This is a genomic window from Companilactobacillus sp. FL22-1 (genome assembly GCF_043951805.1).
GTDB lineage: Bacteria > Bacillota > Bacilli > Lactobacillales > Lactobacillaceae > Companilactobacillus.
On sequence record NZ_JBINJY010000002.1, the window covers coordinates 165,913 to 185,015 of the forward strand.

At 38.0% G+C, this 19,103-nt stretch carries 14 protein-coding genes, 1 tRNA gene and 1 pseudogene; 11 read left to right on the forward strand and 5 right to left on the reverse strand.

Annotated features, from left to right (window positions below):
* Positions 1–30: 30 nt before the first annotated feature.
* The 4 genes and pseudogenes from dnaK to ACG72T_RS02345 all read left to right on the forward strand — a co-directional run.
* Positions 31–1,893 carry a molecular chaperone DnaK gene (gene dnaK / locus ACG72T_RS02330; protein WP_395264367.1) on the forward strand — a complete coding sequence of 621 codons (1,863 nt, stop codon included), beginning with the start codon at positions 31–33 and terminating at the stop codon, positions 1,891–1,893.
* Between the two features lie 119 nt (positions 1,894–2,012).
* Positions 2,013–3,149, forward strand: coding sequence for a molecular chaperone DnaJ (gene dnaJ / locus ACG72T_RS02335; protein ID WP_395264368.1), 1,137 nt, complete (start codon positions 2,013–2,015; stop codon positions 3,147–3,149).
* 151 nt (positions 3,150–3,300) lie between these two features.
* Entirely contained in the window at positions 3,301–5,145 is a 1,845-nt protein-coding gene (lepA, locus tag ACG72T_RS02340) for a translation elongation factor 4 (protein ID WP_395264370.1), read from the forward strand.
* A 179-nt stretch (positions 5,146–5,324) separates the two neighbouring features.
* Positions 5,325–6,123, forward strand: a pseudogene (locus ACG72T_RS02345) (aldo/keto reductase); the annotation flags it as partial.
* 64 nt (positions 6,124–6,187) lie between these two features.
* Here the strand turns inward: ACG72T_RS02345 and ACG72T_RS02350 are convergent.
* Both ACG72T_RS02350 and ACG72T_RS02355 read right to left on the reverse strand, forming a co-directional pair.
* Positions 6,188–7,612 (reverse strand): PH domain-containing protein, encoded by a 1,425-nt coding sequence (locus ACG72T_RS02350; protein WP_395264371.1) that lies wholly within the window; start codon positions 7,610–7,612, stop codon positions 6,188–6,190.
* Between the two features lie 21 nt (positions 7,613–7,633).
* Positions 7,634–8,086 carry a PH domain-containing protein gene (locus tag ACG72T_RS02355; RefSeq protein WP_395264372.1) on the reverse strand — a complete coding sequence of 151 codons (453 nt, stop codon included), beginning with the start codon at positions 8,084–8,086 and terminating at the stop codon, positions 7,634–7,636.
* A gap of 161 nt (positions 8,087–8,247) precedes the next feature.
* Between ACG72T_RS02355 and ACG72T_RS02360 the strand changes: the two genes are divergently transcribed.
* From ACG72T_RS02360 to ACG72T_RS02370, 3 genes are all read left to right on the forward strand, one after another.
* Positions 8,248–9,558, forward strand: a complete 1,311-nt coding sequence (locus ACG72T_RS02360; RefSeq protein ID WP_395264373.1) for a dihydrolipoyl dehydrogenase family protein — start codon at positions 8,248–8,250, stop codon at positions 9,556–9,558.
* 58 nt (positions 9,559–9,616) lie between these two features.
* The gene (locus ACG72T_RS02365; RefSeq protein WP_395264374.1) at positions 9,617–10,459 is read left to right on the forward strand and encodes a helix-turn-helix domain-containing protein; all 843 of its coding nucleotides are present in this window, start codon (positions 9,617–9,619) and stop codon (positions 10,457–10,459) included.
* A gap of 91 nt (positions 10,460–10,550) precedes the next feature.
* Entirely contained in the window at positions 10,551–11,609 is a 1,059-nt protein-coding gene (locus ACG72T_RS02370) for an alpha/beta hydrolase (RefSeq protein ID WP_395264375.1), read from the forward strand.
* Between the two features lie 75 nt (positions 11,610–11,684).
* Here the strand turns inward: ACG72T_RS02370 and galE are convergent, their stop codons facing one another.
* Complete coding sequence (gene galE / locus ACG72T_RS02375; RefSeq protein WP_395264376.1) at positions 11,685–12,677, reverse strand: UDP-glucose 4-epimerase GalE; 993 nt, start codon at positions 12,675–12,677, stop codon at positions 11,685–11,687.
* Positions 12,678–12,853: 176 nt separating this feature from the next.
* On the opposite strand from galE, the gene ACG72T_RS02380 reads away from it, so the two are divergent.
* The 4 genes from ACG72T_RS02380 (at position 12,854) to ACG72T_RS02395 (ending at position 16,610) form a co-directional block, all read left to right on the forward strand.
* Entirely contained in the window at positions 12,854–13,513 is a 660-nt protein-coding gene (locus ACG72T_RS02380; RefSeq protein ID WP_395264377.1) for a class A sortase, read from the forward strand.
* 101 nt (positions 13,514–13,614) lie between these two features.
* Complete coding sequence (gene recJ, locus ACG72T_RS02385) at positions 13,615–15,942, forward strand: single-stranded-DNA-specific exonuclease RecJ (protein ID WP_395264378.1); 2,328 nt, start codon at positions 13,615–13,617, stop codon at positions 15,940–15,942.
* A gap of 22 nt (positions 15,943–15,964) precedes the next feature.
* Positions 15,965–16,483 (forward strand): adenine phosphoribosyltransferase, encoded by a 519-nt coding sequence (locus tag ACG72T_RS02390; RefSeq protein ID WP_041501792.1) that lies wholly within the window; start codon positions 15,965–15,967, stop codon positions 16,481–16,483.
* Between the two features lie 37 nt (positions 16,484–16,520).
* Positions 16,521–16,610: transfer RNA gene (locus ACG72T_RS02395), tRNA-Ser, on the forward strand.
* 558 nt (positions 16,611–17,168) lie between these two features.
* On the opposite strand, the gene ACG72T_RS02400 is transcribed toward ACG72T_RS02395, so the two are convergent.
* Together ACG72T_RS02400 and ACG72T_RS02405 are read right to left on the reverse strand one after the other, a co-directional pair.
* Positions 17,169–17,717 carry a DUF5067 domain-containing protein gene (locus ACG72T_RS02400; protein WP_395264379.1) on the reverse strand — a complete coding sequence of 183 codons (549 nt, stop codon included), beginning with the start codon at positions 17,715–17,717 and terminating at the stop codon, positions 17,169–17,171.
* Positions 17,718–18,375: 658 nt separating this feature from the next.
* A complete protein-coding gene (locus tag ACG72T_RS02405) occupies positions 18,376–19,098 on the reverse strand; it encodes a GntR family transcriptional regulator (RefSeq protein WP_395264380.1) in 723 nt (240 codons plus the stop codon).
* Positions 19,099–19,103 lie beyond the last annotated feature (5 nt).

The window sequence follows — 19,103 nt, forward strand, 5'->3', positions numbered from 1 at the left end:
TAATTAAAAAAATAAAAGAGGTTTAGGTTTATGTCTAAAGTTATTGGTATTGATTTAGGTACTACAAACTCTGCTGTAGCCGTTCTTGAAGGTGGCTCACCAAAGATTATTACAAATCCCGAGGGTGCTAGAACAACACCATCTGTTGTTGCTTTTAAAGATGGTGAAATCCAAGTTGGTGAAGTTGCAAAGCGTCAAGCAATCACTAACCCAGATACTGTTTCATCAATCAAGCGTCACATGGGTGAAGCTGGCTACAAAGTAACAGTTGCTGGCAAGTCTTACACACCACAAGAAATCTCAGCATTTATTTTGCAACACATCAAGAAGTTCTCTGAAGATTACTTAGGTGAAAAAGTTACTGATGCTGTTATCACAGTTCCAGCTTACTTTAATGATTCACAAAGACAAGCAACTAAAGATGCTGGTAAGATCGCTGGCTTGAATGTTCAACGTATCGTTAACGAACCAACAGCTTCTGCTCTTGCTTATGGTCTTGACAATGACAAGGGTGATGAAAAGATCCTTGTTTATGACCTTGGTGGTGGTACATTTGATGTTTCTGTACTTCAATTAGGCGATGGCGTCTTCGAAGTACTTTCAACAAATGGTGATACACACCTTGGTGGTGATGACTTTGACCAAAAGATCATCGATTGGTTAGTTGCTCAATTTAAAGAAAAGAATGGCGTTGATCTATCTCAAGACAAGATGGCTCTACAACGTTTGAAGGATGCCGCTGAAAAAGCTAAGAAGGACTTGTCAGGTGTTGCTCAAACATCAATCAGTCTTCCATTTATTTCATCTGGTGCTAATGGCCCACTTCACTTGGAAGAAACTTTGACACGTGCTAAGTTTGACGAATTGACATCAGACCTTGTTGAAAGAACTAAGATCCCTGTTGACAATGCTTTGAAGGATGCCAACTTGACAAATTCTGACATTGACAAAGTTATCTTAAATGGTGGTTCAACACGTATCCCTGCTGTTCAAGATGCAGTTGCTAAGTGGACTGGCAAGACACCTGACCACTCAATCAACCCTGATGAAGCCGTTGCTTTGGGTGCTGCTATCCAAGGTGGTGTTATCTCTGGTGATGTTAAAGACGTTGTTCTACTTGATGTTACACCACTATCACTTGGTATCGAAACAATGGGTGGCGTCTTCACTAAGTTGATCGATAGAAATACAACTATCCCAACAAGCAAGTCACAAGTCTTCTCAACTGCTGCTGATAACCAAAGCGCCGTTGATATCCACGTTCTTCAAGGTGAACGTCCAATGGCTGCTGACAACAAGACTTTGGGTCGTTTCCAATTAACAGATATTCCTGCAGCTCCTCGTGGCGTACCACAAATCCAAGTTACTTTCGATATTGATAAGAACGGTATTGTTAACGTATCAGCTAAGGATATGGGTACTAACAAGGAACAAAAGATCACTATCAAGAGTTCATCAGGCTTGAGCGATGAAGAAATCGACAAGATGATGAAAGAAGCTAAGGAACACGAAGAAGAAGATAACAAACGTAAGGAAGAAGTCGATGTTAAGAACGATGTTGAACAAACATTATTCGCAACTGACAAGACTCTAAAAGACGTTAAAGGTAAAGTTTCTGACGATGAAATCAAGAAAGCCCAAGATGCTCGTGATGCTTTGAAGAAAGCTCAAGATTCAGGCGACCTTGAAGACATGAAGAAGAAACGGGATGACTTGAATAAGATCGTTCAAGACTTATCAGTTAAACTTTATCAACAAGCACAAGAGGCTCAACAAGCTAACGGTGCAAACAATGACGGTAACAACAACTCAACTGATGGTAAGAAGTCAGGCGATGACAATACCGTTGATGGCGACTTCTCTGAAGTAGATCCTGATAAAGACAAGAAATAATTGTGATAAAGAGCAGTGGTTTAATTACTAAAACCAGTTATGGTATAGTAAAAACATAGCTGCTCTTTTGAGCGTTAAATAGGAATAGGATTTAACTCTTATTATATAAAGGTGATTTAATGGCAGATAAAAATCCATATGACGTACTTGGCGTTGATAAAAACGCTTCTGATGACGAAATAAGAAAGGCATTCCGGAAACTATCTAAGAAGTATCATCCTGACTTGAATAAAGCCCCTGATGCTGAAGAGAAGTTTAAGGAAGTCAATGCAGCCTACGAATTATTAAAAGATCCGCAAAAACGTGCTCAATATGATCAATATGGTTCTGCCGGTATGAATGGTGGTCAAGGCGGATTTGGCGGCTTCGGAGGAGGAGCTGGAGATCAATTCGGTGGTTTCGAAGATATCTTTAGCCAATTCTTCGGCGGTGGCGGTGCTACTCGTTCAAACCCTAATGCCCCAAGACAAGGTTCAGACTTACAGTATCGTATGGACTTGACGTTTGAAGAAGGTGTCTTTGGTAAGAAGACTAATATTTCCTATAATCGTGAAGAAGAATGTGGTACTTGTGGTGGTTCTGGAGCTAAACCCGGAACTCATCCCGAAACATGTTCAAAATGTCACGGTTCAGGTTATGTTGAGGTTGATCGTCAAACTCCACTTGGTCGTATGCGTACTAGAGTTGTCTGTGATGTCTGCAACGGTACTGGTAAAGAAATCAAAGAAAAATGTAACGTTTGCCACGGCTCAGGTAAGGTAAATGAAAAGCATGAACTTAAAGTTACTGTACCGGCAGGAGTTGAAGATGGCCAACAAATGCGTTTAGAGGGTCAAGGTGAGGCTGGAACTAACGGTGGACCTTATGGTGATTTGTACATCGTCTTCCACGTTGCACCAAGTAAGGAATTTAGACGTGATGGTTCAACCATCTACGCTTCAGTAAACATCAGTTTCCCACAAGCAGCTTTAGGAGACGAAATCAAAGTTAATACAGTTCATGGCCCAGTCAATTTGACTGTCCCAAGTGGAACTCAAACCGGAACGACCTTTAGATTGCGTGGGAAAGGTGCTCCAGTTTTGAATAGCAAGAGTATCGGTGATGAAAAAGTTACCGTCAACATTGTGACACCTAGAAAACTTTCTAGTGAACAAAGAAGTGCTTTGAAGGACTTTGCAGCTGCTGGTGGTGACAAAGTTAAAGAAAAAGATAGTAACTTTTTCAATAAAGTAAGAGACGCTTTTAAAGGCGAATAGTAAAAAAGAAGAGGCATAGGCTTCTTCTTTTTTGTTGTCTAGAACAAGAGCGTACAATAGTGTAAAATAGACTGAATGAGAAAAACTCTAAAAGTGGTTTGACCCAACCAAAAACTTAGAGCTGAAAATTTCTGATAGAAGGGAATAATTTATGGATTTAGATCTCGATAAGTTAAAAGAAAGACAAAAAAGAATTCGTAATTTTTCTATCGTAGCGCATATTGATCATGGTAAATCAACGATTGCCGATCGAATTTTGGAAAGAACCAAAACCGTTTCAAAACGTGAGATGAAAGCCCAAATTTTGGATGATATGGATTTGGAGCGTGAACGTGGAATTACAATTAAATTAAATGCTGTTGAGCTTGAGTATGAGGCCAAAGATGGTAAGACTTATATCTTTCATCTGATCGATACGCCAGGACACGTGGATTTCTCCTATGAGGTTTCCCGTTCTTTAGCAGCTTGTGAAGGAGCTTTATTAGTAGTTGATGCTGCCCAAGGCGTTGAAGCTCAAACTTTAGCAAACGCTTATTTAGCCATTGATAACGACCTAGAGATCGTACCAGTGATCAATAAGATCGATTTGCCATCAGCTCAGCCAGATGTTGTTAAAGAAGAAATCGAAGAAATGATCGGAATTGACGCTGAGTCTTCTGTCATGATGAGTGCTAAGACCGGTGTTGGTGTCGATGAATTATTGGAAAGAATCGTTTCAGATGTGCCAGCTCCAGAAGGTGACCTTGATAAACCGCTCAAAGCCTTGATCTTTGATTCAGTTTATGACAGCTATCGTGGCGTTGTGTTAGACGTACGTGTTCGAGAAGGCGTTGTTAAGGTCGGAGACACGATTGAATTGATGAGTAATAAGAAGACCTTTGAAGTAACCGAAGTCGGTGTAATGTCTCCTAAGGCCGTCACACGTGATTACTTGATGGCTGGTGATGTTGGCTATATTACCGCCTCAATCAAGACCGTTAAGGATACGCAAGTTGGTGATACAGTCACTTTGGCTGACAATCCAACTGACGAACCTTTGACTGGTTATCGAAAGAGTACACCAATGGTATACGCTGGACTTTATCCAGTCGATAATGCCAAGTATGAAGATTTACATGAAGCTTTGGACAAATTGCAACTAAATGATGCGGCACTGGAATATGAACCAGAAACTTCTCAAGCCCTAGGTTTTGGTTTCCGGGTTGGTTTCTTAGGCTTATTGCATATGGATGTTGTTCAGGAACGTTTGGAACGTGATTTTGATCTTGATTTGATCACGACTTCACCATCGGTGGATTATCATGTTACAAAGACTGACGGTGAGGAGATCATCGTTGATAACCCAGCTGAATTGCCCGATGCAACTGACATTAAGGAAATCCGGGAACCATTCGTTAGAGCTGAGATAATGGTCCCTGAAGACTATGTTGGTCCAGTGATGGAACTTTGCCAAAGAAAACGTGGCGAGTTCGTAACGATGGATTATTTGGATAAGTATCGAGTCAATGTGATCTACAAGTTGCCATTGCTAGAAATTATTTTTGATTTCTTCGATGATTTGAAGTCAAATACTAAAGGCTATGCCTCACTTGATTATGACGTCGATGATTATGAACCAAGTGAATTGGTTAAGATGGATATCTTGTTGAACGGCGAACCGGTCGATGCCTTGAGTTTCATCGTCCATAAAGATTTTGCTCAAAAACGTGGCCGTGACATCGTAGCTCGTTTGAAAGAAGTAATTCCTCGTCAAATGTTTGAGATTCCAATTCAAGCTGCAATTGGCAATAAGATCGTGGCCCGTTCAAACGTGAAGGCTTATCGAAAGGATGTCACTGCTAAGCTCTATGGTGGTGATAGAACTCGTCGTGATAAGCTGTTGAACAAGCAAAAGGCTGGTAAGAAGCGGATGAAGGAAGTTGGTAAAGTTTCCGTACCGCAAGAAGCCTTTATGTCTGTACTTGACCTTAATCGTGGTGACAATGATAGCAAATAGTCTCTTTATTTTCGATAGTGTCAGTAACTGTTGACATGAAGATGGTTGAACTATTTCCTCAATAACTTTTGTAGCAAATGTTTGTATCAAAAAACAAAATGCATTGAATTGATCCATGTAAAAAGTAACGATATTTTTACATGGATTTTTTTATGCAAGGAGAGTTTTTTTAATAATGGATGAAACTAACTGGTCCTGGAGTCTGGGGTCTGAGGTCCATATAAAGATCCAGATCAGGCTGTTGTGATGATCAAACACTCATTTGATCTCGGGGTTAACTTTATTGATACAGCGGACTCATATGGTCCTTGGAATGCTGATAATTATTTAGCCAAAGCTTTAAAGGAATATCCTGATTCCGATAAGATCTTTATTTCTGACAAAGTTGGACAAGTTCGGACTGGTCCTGAAAAATGGATTCCACTTGGGGCACCAGCCTTTCTACGTCAAGAAGTTGAATTGTCATTGTGCAAATTCCATCGTGATCATGAAGATCTTTTATTTTTGCACCGGATCGATAAAAACTATCCAATGGAAGAGCAAGTCGGTGAACTGAAGAAGATGCAAGTTGAAGGTAAGAGCAAGCATATCGGTATCAGTCAAGTAACGCTTGAACAATTAAAGGCGGCTCAAAAAGTTGCTAAGATCGATGCTGTTGAAAATATGTACAATGTTGGTCATCACAAAGGTGACGATGCAATCGTCGATTATTGTAAGACCCAAGGTATTGCGTTCTTGCCATGATTCCCACTAAATACTGGTAACTTGGCCAAACCAGACAGTCCTTTGAGTGGCATTGCTGAAAAGTACGGCGTTACACCAGCTCAAATCGCTTTGGCGTGGTTGTTGAAACGCTCTGACAATATTCTGCCAATCCCTGGTACAAGTTCAACTGAACATTTGGAAGACAATATTAGTGCTGGTAACGTCCAATTGAGCGATGAAGATTTCAAACAATTATCTGATTTGGAAAAATAAAAATCGTTAATTAAAAAGTCTCAATTTCTGACTTTGATCAGAGATTGGGACTCTTTTTGTGCGATTAATTCTTATACCAATTAAGTACCAGATCTATCTCATTTGCTGAAATATAATCGACTTTTAATTTGTGTTGGGCATTGCCAGAGCGAATATAGACAGTCAAGCCGGCTAATTGTTTTTTCTTTAGCCAGATACTCGTTCGGCGTTCAAGAAATTGGATAGTATTTTTAGGTATATATGTTAAGTTTTTCGTCATGAAATGATTATTTTGCGCAATCAAAAAGTTTTTCTCGACTTTTATTTTAGAACGTTGGCTAGTTAAAATTGCTGGAATATACCAGCCAAGTAATTCGATGATGATTAAAATCATGCAAGGCCAAATTAGCCTATGCAATAACCAGATAATTAATCCAGTAGTTATTAAGGTAAAAATCGTGGCATTACGCAGATTATAATAAAAAGTCCACGACAGTGGTTTGGAATCAATTTTAGTGATGGGGATATCCGCGAAGAATTGTTGCAGGAAGTCATCTATTTTTGAAACGCTGATCACCGGCATGACAACGATATTCTTTTCGGTATCACCTTGACTTGAGTTAGAAATAATCACCAATTGGATCGTTGCAATCCGCAACCATTTTCGCAGTAAAGTCTGTTTAATGATGACTGCTTGGATCCGTTTGCGTGAAAGACTAGTTTTTTTAGTTTGAAAAAATCCACGTGTCATTTCAAAGTTATTATCGGTTTCAGTGACTTGAAAATGATAATATTGTGAGATCAAAACGAGCACTGAAGCTAGATAAAAGAGCAGTAAAACAATAACGACTACAACGATGGCAATCAATAAACCGAGATGTGAAAACTCATTAGTAGCAGTTTGGTAAAGTTGTTGACTGATCACATGTTGTAATTTGCCATAGATTGCTAAAACAACCAAGAGACCACTGAGAAAAGCTGATGAGGTAAAAGAAAATTTTAATAATTCTCCCCAGCTAATGGCATAAGTATTGGCCGAATCATTGTGGATTTCCTCAGGATCGACCAGTTTGGTGGGCTTACGAAGTCGGTCTAGTTCCTCTTTAAGTGTCGTGGGGACGGCTTGCAACTGAACTTCAGCTTTATCCGAATGCCCAGCTGTTTCAATTTCTAGTTCAGTCAGATTGAATGGTTTGAGGAAGAACCACTGATTAGTAGTGATATTTTGAATTCGATCATAAGGCACATGATTGACTTTTTTTTCGAAGATACCAGATATGACGATAATCTCGTTAGTCGTGATCTGATAAGTGAACATCAGGTATCTCAAAAAAGTTATTAATAAAATAATTAGAGCAATTGCAATAATAATCAGCATTATCCAATTCTTGGCTTTAGTATTGATGATTCCTAAAATGGATAAGGCGATAGGAAAAATAGCGTCTTTAAAGGCATTGTAGAAAAAGAAAATTAAGGCGATAGGATGCAGGTGCACAGCTTTAGAGGTCATTTTGTGCCTCCTGTGCTAGTTTCATTTCAATTCTTTGAGGTTATCAGCTTGTGATGTCGCTAGACCGTCGATGTTACTGGAGCCAGCTGCAGTTACGATCTCGATTTTTTGCAAATCTTTGAGGCGTAAAATGGGACCTTGTTTCAAAGTAACGTTTTGAACTCTAGCAATCGGAATGATTGTCTGTTTGCGGAAAAAGAACCCGTGATGTAATTCTACCCGCGTTTCATCAATGAGATAAGTCCAGAAATTCCAATGATAATGAACTAAGGCCAACTTGACTAATAATGTGATGATAGAAATAATCAATAAGCCACTAAAAATCCAGGTCAGTGGCTGTTTCATGGTTGTCGGAGCTAAAACTTTCCAAATAAAGATCCCCACAGTAACAAGTAATAAAAAGAAAAAGTCGATCAACGCGTTAATGCGCCAAATAAATTTTATCTCACTCGGTAATTTTTCGATTTGATTCATAACTTTCTCCCAGATAATGTAGCCGTTTTGGTTAATTCTATCAAACAGCTGCTAGTCAAAGCAAAGATACTTGGTAGATGAGCATTAAAACATTATTCTTTACCAAAGAACTCTATAATGTAGATATTAACTACTTTTGAGAGACGAGTGGAGGTATTTAAATGGAGAAATTTGATACGATCATTATCGGTGCAGGACCTGCTGGTTTAGCTGCAGCTTACGATTTGAAGGCTAGTGGGCAAAAGGTAGCTGTCGTAGAAAACAATCTTTGGGGTGGAACTTGTCCTAACCGTGGCTGCGATCCTAAGAAAGTTTTGCTAAGTGGCGTTGAAGCAAGAGATCGAATGATTCAGTTGCAAGGAAAAGGTTTCACCGAAGTTCCATATGTCGATTGGAAAAAATTGGAAGCTTTCAAAGAAACGTTTACCGATCCGGTATCAGCTGGAAGTCGGGCTGGGATTGTCAAAGCGGGTATTACAGCACTTGATGGTCAACCTAAATTTACTTCCAAAAATACTCTCAAGCTCAATGGCCAAGCTGACTATCAAGCTGATAAATTTATCATTGCGACTGGTCAACGTCCAAGTTATTTGAATATTGCTGGTAAAGAACATCTTTTGTCGAGTACCGATTTTCTGTCACTCAAGGCAATGCCAGAGGATATTACCATCATTGGGGCAGGATATATTGCATTTGAATTAGCTACGATTGCTAATGCTACTGGTGCAAAAGTTCATATCATTCATCACAATAACCGCCCATTAAAAGAGTTTGATCAAGACTATGTCCAGGAACTAGTCAAGCAATTAGAAAATAAAGGGATTGACTTTAATTTTAATGTTGATACTAAATCTATCGAACAACAAGCAGATGGACAGTATGCAATCAAAGCCGATGACTTTGAATTAGTGACTGACCTGGTAATCGGTGCGACTGGCCGGATTCCCAACGCCGATTTCTTAGATTTAGAAAAAGCTGGCGTCGAGTATTCCCGTCATGGAATTGAAGTGAATGCGCGGTTACAAACGACTAATGAAAATATTTATGCAATCGGGGATGTCGTGGCGACAAAGCAACCTAAATTGACACCAGTTGGTGGATTTGAGGCTAATTATGTCAGTGATATTTTAACTGACAAAACTGATAAGGACTTGGAGTTGCCACTGATTCCGACAGTTGTCTACGGCAGTCCTAAGTTAGCAAAAGTAGGAGTTCAAGAGAGCAAAAATGTGATTGATCAAGATGTTACAAGTTGGTTCACGTACAGTCATACCAATAAACCTAAGGCAAAGGTCAGAATCGTTTTAAATGATCAAAAACAAATTATCGGTGCAACCTTGTTAAGCAATGAGGCTGACAATTTGATCAACCTCTTGACAATGGCCATCAAACAACGGATGACGCATGCAGATGTAATAAAAGAAATCATGGCATATCCAACTGCTGCTTCTGATTTGGAATATTTAATTTAAAAAGTATAGTAAAATGATCGTGATAAATTATCACGATCATTTTTTTAGGAGCAAGGTTATGTATCGTCACGAGAAAATTACCACCAAAGGTTTGCCAATGGAGTTTGTCATTCATACTGAGCATTTGAAAAGCCAAAATATTTTGCGCCACTGGCACCATGCATTGGAGATTGACTATCTTGTGAGCGGCAGAGCAAAATTTGTTGTCAGTGGACAAGAAATCGTGGCAAATTCAGGTGATCTGGTGATCATAAATTCCAACGAAATTCATTCGGTGCAGCCATTATATTCCAAGCAAGATACGCTAGCTTTGACCTATTTACTGCCATATGATTTTTTAAAAGCGGAATTAAAAAATTACGATAATGAGTGGTTTACTGTCGATCAGAATGTATCAGCAATAGTGAAAGATGATTTATTCAATTATTATCGAGACTACTTAGCTACTCAAAAAGGTCAAGAATTGTTATTGAAGAGTGATATTTATCGAATCATTTATGATTTACAACATTATTTGGCAACAGATCGGTCTCAAGTACTCAATATTCCAACTTTGCCAACCCTCCATAAATTGTCACAAGTTATTGCTTTTGTTGATCAAAATAGTGCCGAAAAATTGACCCTTAAACAAATTGCTCGAAAGGTTAATCTCAGTGAAGGATACTTATCTCGAGCTTTTAATAAACAGATGGGGACTAGCGTAATGGCGTATGTTAACTTGATTCGATTAAAAAATGCTTTTGAAATGCTGACAAACTCGAAAAGAGATATTGAGACTATTTCAGATTTAACGGGTTTTGCTAATCCTAAGTCATTTCGTAAAATCTTCGTGAAAGTTTATAAAACGACACCGGGTAAGTATCGTAGAAATTTGCAAAGGTCAAAAAACGACCTAAAATAGGTTTGGATAAAACGCTTACAATCAGTGTTGAAATTGTATTATTTACTTGTTCTTAAGCAAAACTATTGAGCTTTTAATGGAGGAAGATAAATTGTTAAATACAAAATTGACACTTATGCCTAAAGAAAAGGTTATTAATGCAGACTATCAAATGAAACTAGTTCCAGGATATACCGATGAGGGAAAGCTTTCCGCACAGTCTAAAAAGGAACTGGAAGCTATGATCAAACCAAGTAACGGCGGCTTTGAATCAAACGATTCTGGTGAGGTATCAGTCGAAAGTATTCGAGCCGCCATGGGCTACAAAGAGGCAAGGCACACTAATCAGAATCAGTTAAAGATTGTTAATACCGAATATGAAAAAATCAAGGTAAGAACTTATGTCCAAACTCAATTGGTAAAGCAAATTCTACCAACAATAGTTTTCATGCATGGCGGTGGTTTCTTTGGCGGTAGTCTGGATAATGTTGAACTTCCTTGCGAAGCTTTAGCAGATTATGGAGCAGTTAGGGTCGTTTCGGTGGATTATAGTCTAGCTCCAGAACATCCATATCCACAAAATCTGCTAGATTGTTATCAAGTTTTGAATTATTTAGGTCAACACAAATCTGATTTGGGAATCAGTGACTTGATCGCTATGGGCGACTCAGCTGGTGGAAATCTAACTTATGGTTTGTCGTTGCTTGACCGTCGACTAGGCAGTAATTATCTTGATAAAGCAATTGCTCTTTATCCTGTAACGTATCAAGGCGATAATAAACTACGTCGACAAGAGTTCGATTCCCCCGAACCACTGATTGGTCAAGAGAATCCAGCAGATATTAGAACTTTTGTTAATAATTTTAATAGCAGCAACAATTTGATTAACCAATGGTATTTAAGGGATAGCGATAAAGAAAGCATCTACATCTCGCCTTTGAATGCACCGGAAGACCTATTGAAAAAGATGCCAAAAACGCTCTTTATGGTCGGAGAGTTTGATCCTTTAAGACTTCAAGGCGAGGCCTTTTATAATAAGATGAAATTAGCTGGTGGCGATATCACTTATATTCGTTATAACGGTATGACGCATGCCTTTATGGACAAAGTGGGTGATTTCATTCAAGCCGACGATGCTTTGATGGAAGCATTAAAGTTTATTTTGAATTGATGTTTATGTTATTATGATGAACGAAAAAAACGATGGCCACTTTTGGTCATCGCTTTTTTTGCAACTTAAAGTTAATTAATCTTCTTGGTAACCGTTCAAATGTTTTGATTTGAAGTTCCAGGCATCGCTGATCACTTTTTCAACATCATCATATTTTGGTTGCCATTTCAAAATGGTTCTGGCCTTTGTCGAGTCGGCAATTAAAGTACTTGGATCACCAGGACGTCTTGGACCAATTTTGGCGGGAATCTCTTTTCCAGTAGCTTTGCGAGCAGCCTCAAGGATTTCCTTGTTGGAGAATCCATTTGAAGAACCGAGATTGAAGACATTGCTGTCATTACCTGAACGTAAGTATTCCATAGCCAAGCGGTGTGCTTCAGCTAAGTCTTCTACGTGAACGTAATCACGGACATTGGTACCATCTTTAGTGTCATAGTCATCGCCAAAAATCGTCAACTCATCTCTTTGACCAGCAGCTACTTGTAAAACAACTGGAATCAAGTGAGTTTCAGGGTTGTGGTCTTCACCGATTGAGCCATCAGGTTTAGCTCCACCAACATTGAAGTAACGTAAAGCTACGAATTTGATACCATAGGCGACATCGCACCAGTGCATGATCTTTTCCATAGCCAATTTACTTTCACCGTAAGGATTAGTTGGGACAGTTGGATCAGTTTCTTTGATAGGGATTTGTTTAGGCTCACCATAAGTAGCCGCCGTTGAAGAGAAGACGATGTGTTTAACACCGAAATTATGCATAACTTGTAACAAAGTTATCATGCCATAAGTGTTATTATCGAAGTACTTTAAAGGATCTTTCATTGATTCAGGAACAATTGAGAAAGCAGCAAAATGAATTACATCAGTGATGGATTCGTTTTGGAAAAGCTTGATCAAAAACTCTTTATCACGAACGTCTCCTTCATAGAACTTGGCCTTACTGTTGATGGCTTGAACATGACCTGTTGACAGATTATCTGCTACAATGACGTCGTAGCCTAGTTCACATAGATGGTCGACTGTATGTGAACCGATGTAGCCGGCACCACCTAAAACAAGAATACTCATAAAAATACCTCCAGATTCGTTTATACTTCTATATCTATGATTCTATTATAGCGTATGTTAGGGTGTTCCAATTTAGTAAAGTTAGTAAATATTGATTTAAATATTGATTTAACTTTTATAACAAAAAGTTTTAAAATTAAAATTATATATAAATACATTGAAACGGAATGAAAAACATGAAGAAATTCTTTTCAATTTTTGGCACAGTTCTCTTAATTCTAGTAGCATTGGCTTTGATTTTTAATCAGCCAATCAAAGAATTTGCAGTTCAGAGGATTGCCAACCAGAACCTAAACTCACTGACCGCCAAAAAGGCCGCTGAGAATGCTAAAAAGAGTGGGGAGTTCGACTTTAAAAAAGTTAAACCGATCTCGGCTACCCAAGTAGCAAAAGCTTCCGTCAACAATGACGCCGCTGTAATTGGCAAAATGGCTGTCCCATCAGTTGGTTTGAAGTTACCAATTGTCGTTGGGTTAAGTGACGATGCACTCTCAACTGGTGGTGGCACGATGAAGGAAAATGAGAAGATGGGGAAGTCAAATTATGCTTTAGCAGGGCATTATATGACTAGTAAAGGCGCTTTATTTTCTCCACTGGAAAACGCTAAAATCGATGACTTAGCATACATCACCGATATGAAACGTGTTTATGTCTATAAGATATTCTATAAACAAATCGTACCGCCAACCGCCGTTTATTTACTTGATGACGTAAAAGGTACGCCACTGTTGACCTTGATTACTTGTGCTGATGGTGGGACGAACCGCTGGGCTCTGCAAGGTACGCTTGTTTCAACCCAGCCAGCCAATAAAAAGACTTTAGCAGTCTTTTCTTAATAATTGCTTAAAAGAAACCTTGCTTCTGATCATTTGTAATTTCTTTTTAAATGATGAGCAAGGCTTTTTTTTTCGGCTCAAAAATTGCTATAATTAACTAATTGTTAGTAGGTGATGGATTGACTTTAATAAATTGGGAAAAGCGAAAGAATCCCACAGAAGAAGAAATAAAGAAATTTTCAACTGAGAATCACGTTGATCCAATAGTAGGGGAATTACTGTTGGAACGTGAAATAACTGATCCAACGGCGATTGCAACCTTTTTACATAGTGATGCGACCGAACTGCAAGATCCTTTTTTATTGCACGATATGGATAAGGCCTTAGAGCTGATCGATGAAGCAGTTGAGTCAGAGGCCAAAATTGCTATTTACGGCGATTATGACGCTGATAGTGTAACTAGTACTTCAATTATGAAATTGACCTTGCAAAAGCTTGGTGCGAAGCCAATATTTTACATTCCAGATCGTTTCAAAGATGGATATGGTCCTAATATGGCCCGTTACCAGTTCTTGGCTGATCAAGGCATCGATTTACTGATCACAGTCGATAATGGTGTTGGTGGCAAAGATGAAATCAAGTATTTAAAAGATCAAGGTATCAAAGTGATTGTGACTGACCATCATGATTTACCAGCAGAATTACCAGAAGCTGACGCGATTGTTCATCCATCGATACCAGGTTCAGAATATATTTGTCCTTATCTATCAGGTGCCGGAGTAGCTTTTAAGATTGCTGACGCTTTGTTGGGTGATGAAGCCTTAGAATTGATTGATTTAGCCGCAATTGGGACTGTCGCTGACGCAGTGGCCTTAAAAGGTGAAAACCGTGTGATTGTGACTGAAGGGTTGAAACAGATGCAAAAGAACCATCACGTTGGTTTAACGGCACTGTTGAAAAAATGCAAAGTTAAGCTCAGTGATGTCAATGAGGAAGATATTGGCTTTAAAATTGCCCCTCGAATCAATGCTTTAGGCCGATTAGAGAATGCTTCGTCCGGAGTTGAACTGCTGACCACTGGGGATGAATCGTTTGCTAAAGAGATCGTTGATGAAACTGAAGAGATCAACCTGCGACGTCAACAATTGGTTCAGAGTGCCTTTAATGACGCTCAAGCGCAAATTGCTGCTCAAAAAGAGCATGATATCATCGTTTTAAAAGGAAATGGCTGGCATCAAGGTGTCCTAGGAATCGTAGCAAGTAAGACGATGGACCAAGAGAATAAGCCGGTTTTAGCCACACAGTTTGATGATAATAGCGGAGTTATGAAAGGTTCTGGCCGCAGTCCGGAAGGATTCAATTTATTTACAGCGCTGAATAAGTATCATGATTTATTCACAGCGTTTGGAGGACATGCTCAAGCGTGTGGTTTTTCGATTGAAGAAAGCCAACTGGATAAGTTAACCGAAGCCTTGCAAGCTGAACCGAAGAATCAAGGTTTTGATCCCCAAGCTCCAGTTATTAAAAATTACGATTTGGACTTAAAGATTGCCGACTTAAATTTTGATTTGATTAAAAAAATTCGCCAATTGGCTCCCTTTGGTATGGGTAATCCTAAGCCAGTTATTAAGTTACAAAATGTAGAACTGGAACAGCCTCAAGCAATTGGTAAAGATGGAACTCATTTGAAGGTTAATGTGTCTGACAATCATAACCAAGTCAACGCCATTGGCTTTGGAATGTTTCAAAAGCGGGCCGAAATGAGCAGTCCCTTATGTGATGTCTATGGAGAACTAGGAATCAACGAATGGGCTGGTCGCAAAAATTTACAATTGATGCTTGATGACTTCCAAGTTTCACCACAAGCACAAGTAATTACCGATTTGAAAGAAGTTTATCTAGATTATCGTAATAAGCGCCTTTCGACGGCTATTTTGAATCGATTTGACTGTATTGTCTTTTTTAATGATGTTTACTATGAGGCTGCCAAACGCTCGAAGGTAACAGCCCAGTTGATCAAAGCCGATGAAGAGTGTACTGGAAAAAATATTTTGATCTATGACCGACCTCATAGTCTGGATTTGTTCCAAAACTTTATTAAACAAAATAAAACAGAACACACGGCTTTATTTTTCCATACTGATTTGACACAACGGTATCTAAAACCTGATATGTTAAAGATGAAGAAACTTTTGAAATACCTATATAGCCATCAGAATATTACGATGGAAGGGATGGATTTAGTCGCAAATTTCTTAAATTTAGAAAAAGTCGACGTAGATTTCTATTTAAAAGTGTTTTTTGAGTTAAATTTTGTTAAAATGGTAAATGGCTTTGTTGAAAAGGCAAATGCTTCACAACAACGCGAATTGATTGAATCTCCGACTTACTTGAAGAGATTACAACGCAATGATGTGGAAAAAATATTAATTGAATCCAACTTTGACGATCTCCTATCTTGGATGAGTGATTACGATTGCCATGGTTAGGTTGAATGGGGAATTTATAAAAATGGATATTGATTTTAAGAAATATGTTGCTAATGTTCAAGATTTTCCAGAACCTGGTGTACTATTTCGAGATATTTCACCATTGATGGCTGATGGTAAAGCTTACGCTGCAGCAACCGATAAGATTGTTGAATATGCCAAGAGTCGTGGTGCAGAAATGATTGCAGGACCAGAAGCACGTGGCTTCATAGTTGGTTGTCCCGTTGCTTATAAGATGGGAATTGGTTTTGCACCAGCTCGTAAAAAAGGTAAGCTGCCTCGTGAAACAGTTTCTGTTTCATATGACTTGGAATATGGTCAGGCTTCACTTTACATGCAAAAAGATGCCATCAAACCAGGACAAAAAGTTTTAGTTGTCGATGATTTAATGGCCACAGGTGGTACATTAGCTGCCACAATCAAGTTGATCGAAAAATTAGGTGGAATCGTAGTTGGAACAGCCTTTTTGATCGAATTGACTGATTTACATGGTCGTGACAAAATAAAAGGGTATGACATGTTTACTCTGATGCAATATTAATTTAAAATAGATTTGTAGCAATACAAATCTTTATTATGGAGAGTTGGCAGAGTGGTAATGCATCGGACTCGAAATCCGACGAACCTGTTTTATAGCAGGCGCGCAGGTTCAAATCCTGTACTCTCCTTAAGTATTTACGATAAACCTTGATATATCAATGGCTATGAAAATAGAGTGCACATATTGTGCACTCTATTTTTGCTTTACCAATATAAGTATTTTTTTCGGGCTTGGGTATTAAGGTTATCATCATTCTTTAATTTCTTTATTGCCAAAAAATTTGTCGATTTGTTTACTGGTCTGTGTTTACCATTGAGCGGTTAAATTGGTGACATTAGGTAGTCTATATATTTTGGTCCAATCGTCAAAATATCCTTTGAAAACAGTACTACCAAAATCAGTAGATTGATTAGCAGTTTTATTCAATTCATTAAAGTTCAGCTTCTTTTTTTATTTTGAATCCTGCTTTTTATTTAAAGCGACGGTTATTATGAATATCAAAATAGCTGGTTCTAATTTGCCATGTTTTACCACGCTTAGTAATAGATGCCATTGTAAATTTTTCCAGTATGCTATACTAAAGGGGCTAAAAAAGCGTAAAAGTCCAATCTAGTATAGATTTCGTTTAAGCTATATCCCGTTTACTTTAGTCGGTTGGGGGGTATGGCTTTTTCATTTTGTCTTTTTAATTTAGTTTAAAAGTCATTGATCCAAGTTTTTTACCTGTAACCATATTTTCAGCCGTTAGTTTAACTGGAGTTGTAGTGTCATCAAGCTCATAAGATACAGCCATTTCAACTGTTCCACCAACTTTGATTTTTTCAGATTGGCTGTCAATAAACTTTTCATCTGGCAGACTACCAACGTTTAATTCATTGACAGAATCCTTATTGTTATCCTGAACAGCTTTAAAGATTGAAATCCAAGAGGTATTTGGATCCAAGTCTTTGGCCTTCTTATTATGAACCTTGAACCAAAAAGCCAAAACTGGTTTTTCGCCATACTCATTACCAGTTTCGCCTGGTTGAATCACTTTTGTTTGCGTGATTGTAATGTTGTAATCCTTTGTAACTAACTTGTTGTTCTTGAAATATGTAGTTGCTTTCTTTTTAACAGCGACGGTTTTTGTATCATCAGACGATTTAGATGAAGTACTGTTGCCACTAGAACAACCAACTAATGTTGAAGCTAAAAGTATAGTTAATCCCGTTAATGCTAAACTTTTGGTTTTCATAGTTTCCCCCAAAGAATATATTTCAGCTTTTTTTGTCATCAGTGTTTGGACATTTTCACTATAACTTATTCGTGGTTAAACCATTGTTGAGATTGAATCGATAACCTTAGTAGGTAACACTAATTCCAAGTTTAATACGATACGAGACTGTAGCTTTCCACATATATATTTCAGACACTTCAAAAAATCAGTAATATCTCAAGATATAGTAATACCAGTCTTGTAGTAAGCAATGATACCATCTAAATTGACAATCAAGCGATATCCATAATCATGGTAATTACGTTACTGAATTAAATCATCGGGGGTTTATATTTACTGATATTTCCGGCGGTAGTAGTAACATGTCCGATTTTTTCAGCAACGTTATGAAGAGGGTATGGTTAAAGTTACGACGATTGGTTAATAATCCTATATTGACAACTGTGAGGACATCTACCTCCTTGGTATTGTGTTGGTGTATATGAAATTAGTTTTAGATTCGTATTTTGTAATCGTTCTGTCAAGTCTATTTATATATGATCATCAATTTTTATATTATCTTTTGTAATAAAGTCAATGTATTCTGTTATTTTTCTAATTGTAAAAATATCAATGTATTTTACAATTGGGGGTTTACATTGTGTATTAGTCTTAAAAATTTTAGTGAAATTCATTATCAGTCTCGGTTGTGCTGTAAGTAGACGGTGTAACCACCAGTATCGTAAGATTTGTCAGTTGTTGAATATTCAAAGGGGGTTCCGTCATTTAAGTATACAGTTTGAGTGACTTTAAAAATGGGATCATCTTCAGCACAATTTAGGTATTTCATGTCTTCTTCAGTAGGTTTTGCAGCTGAAAAATTTCGATAGGCTGCACCGATAGTTAAATTTAGATTTTTTTGGATATATTCATAGATTGAGGAGTGTAGAACATCTTCGGTAATACCTGGAATAATATTAACGGGCATTTTTGTATATTCTAATCCCAGTGGTTTATCATCAACAATTCTCAATCTTTTTAAATCATAAATTGCATCTGTTGCCTTGATTTTTAATTTGGCTTGTTCATTTTCGTCTGGATATCGTAAGTTAAATTGTATTATTTTGCTTTTAACTTTGTGTTTGTCTCCAAAAAGACGTGTTGTACCAACATATTGATCCATTCCGATATTCATATTGGCAAGACTATCTGCATTTCCTTTAACAAAAGTTGCAGACCCCTGTTGACTGTAAACAAATCCACGTGACTTAAGAATTGCTAAAGATTTCTGCAAAGTCATCCGACTTGTAGAATATTCTTTGGCCATTTTTTTTTGGTCTGGCAGTGGTTCTCCGGACGGATAATATCCGGATTTTATTTTCTTTATAATATCGTTAGCAATGTCTTGATATTTGGACATGGTTC

Coding starts and splice junctions, on each gene's coding strand:
- ACG72T_RS02380 (WP_395264377.1), top strand. CDS start 12,854: ATGAAGAAATTCTTTTCAATTTTTGGCACAGTTCTCTTAATTCTAGTA.
- ACG72T_RS02355 (WP_395264372.1), bottom strand. CDS start 8,086: ATGAATCAAATCGAAAAATTACCGAGTGAGATAAAATTTATTTGGCGC.
- ACG72T_RS02390 (WP_041501792.1), top strand. CDS start 15,965: ATGGATATTGATTTTAAGAAATATGTTGCTAATGTTCAAGATTTTCCA.
- galE (WP_395264376.1), bottom strand. CDS start 12,677: ATGAGTATTCTTGTTTTAGGTGGTGCCGGCTACATCGGTTCACATACA.
- dnaK (WP_395264367.1), top strand. CDS start 31: ATGTCTAAAGTTATTGGTATTGATTTAGGTACTACAAACTCTGCTGTA.
- ACG72T_RS02350 (WP_395264371.1), bottom strand. CDS start 7,612: ATGACCTCTAAAGCTGTGCACCTGCATCCTATCGCCTTAATTTTCTTT.
- lepA (WP_395264370.1), top strand. CDS start 3,301: ATGGATTTAGATCTCGATAAGTTAAAAGAAAGACAAAAAAGAATTCGT.
- ACG72T_RS02365 (WP_395264374.1), top strand. CDS start 9,617: ATGTATCGTCACGAGAAAATTACCACCAAAGGTTTGCCAATGGAGTTT.
- ACG72T_RS02405 (WP_395264380.1), bottom strand. CDS start 19,098: ATGTCCAAATATCAAGACATTGCTAACGATATTATAAAGAAAATAAAA.
- ACG72T_RS02400 (WP_395264379.1), bottom strand. CDS start 17,717: ATGAAAACCAAAAGTTTAGCATTAACGGGATTAACTATACTTTTAGCT.
- dnaJ (WP_395264368.1), top strand. CDS start 2,013: ATGGCAGATAAAAATCCATATGACGTACTTGGCGTTGATAAAAACGCT.
- ACG72T_RS02360 (WP_395264373.1), top strand. CDS start 8,248: ATGGAGAAATTTGATACGATCATTATCGGTGCAGGACCTGCTGGTTTA.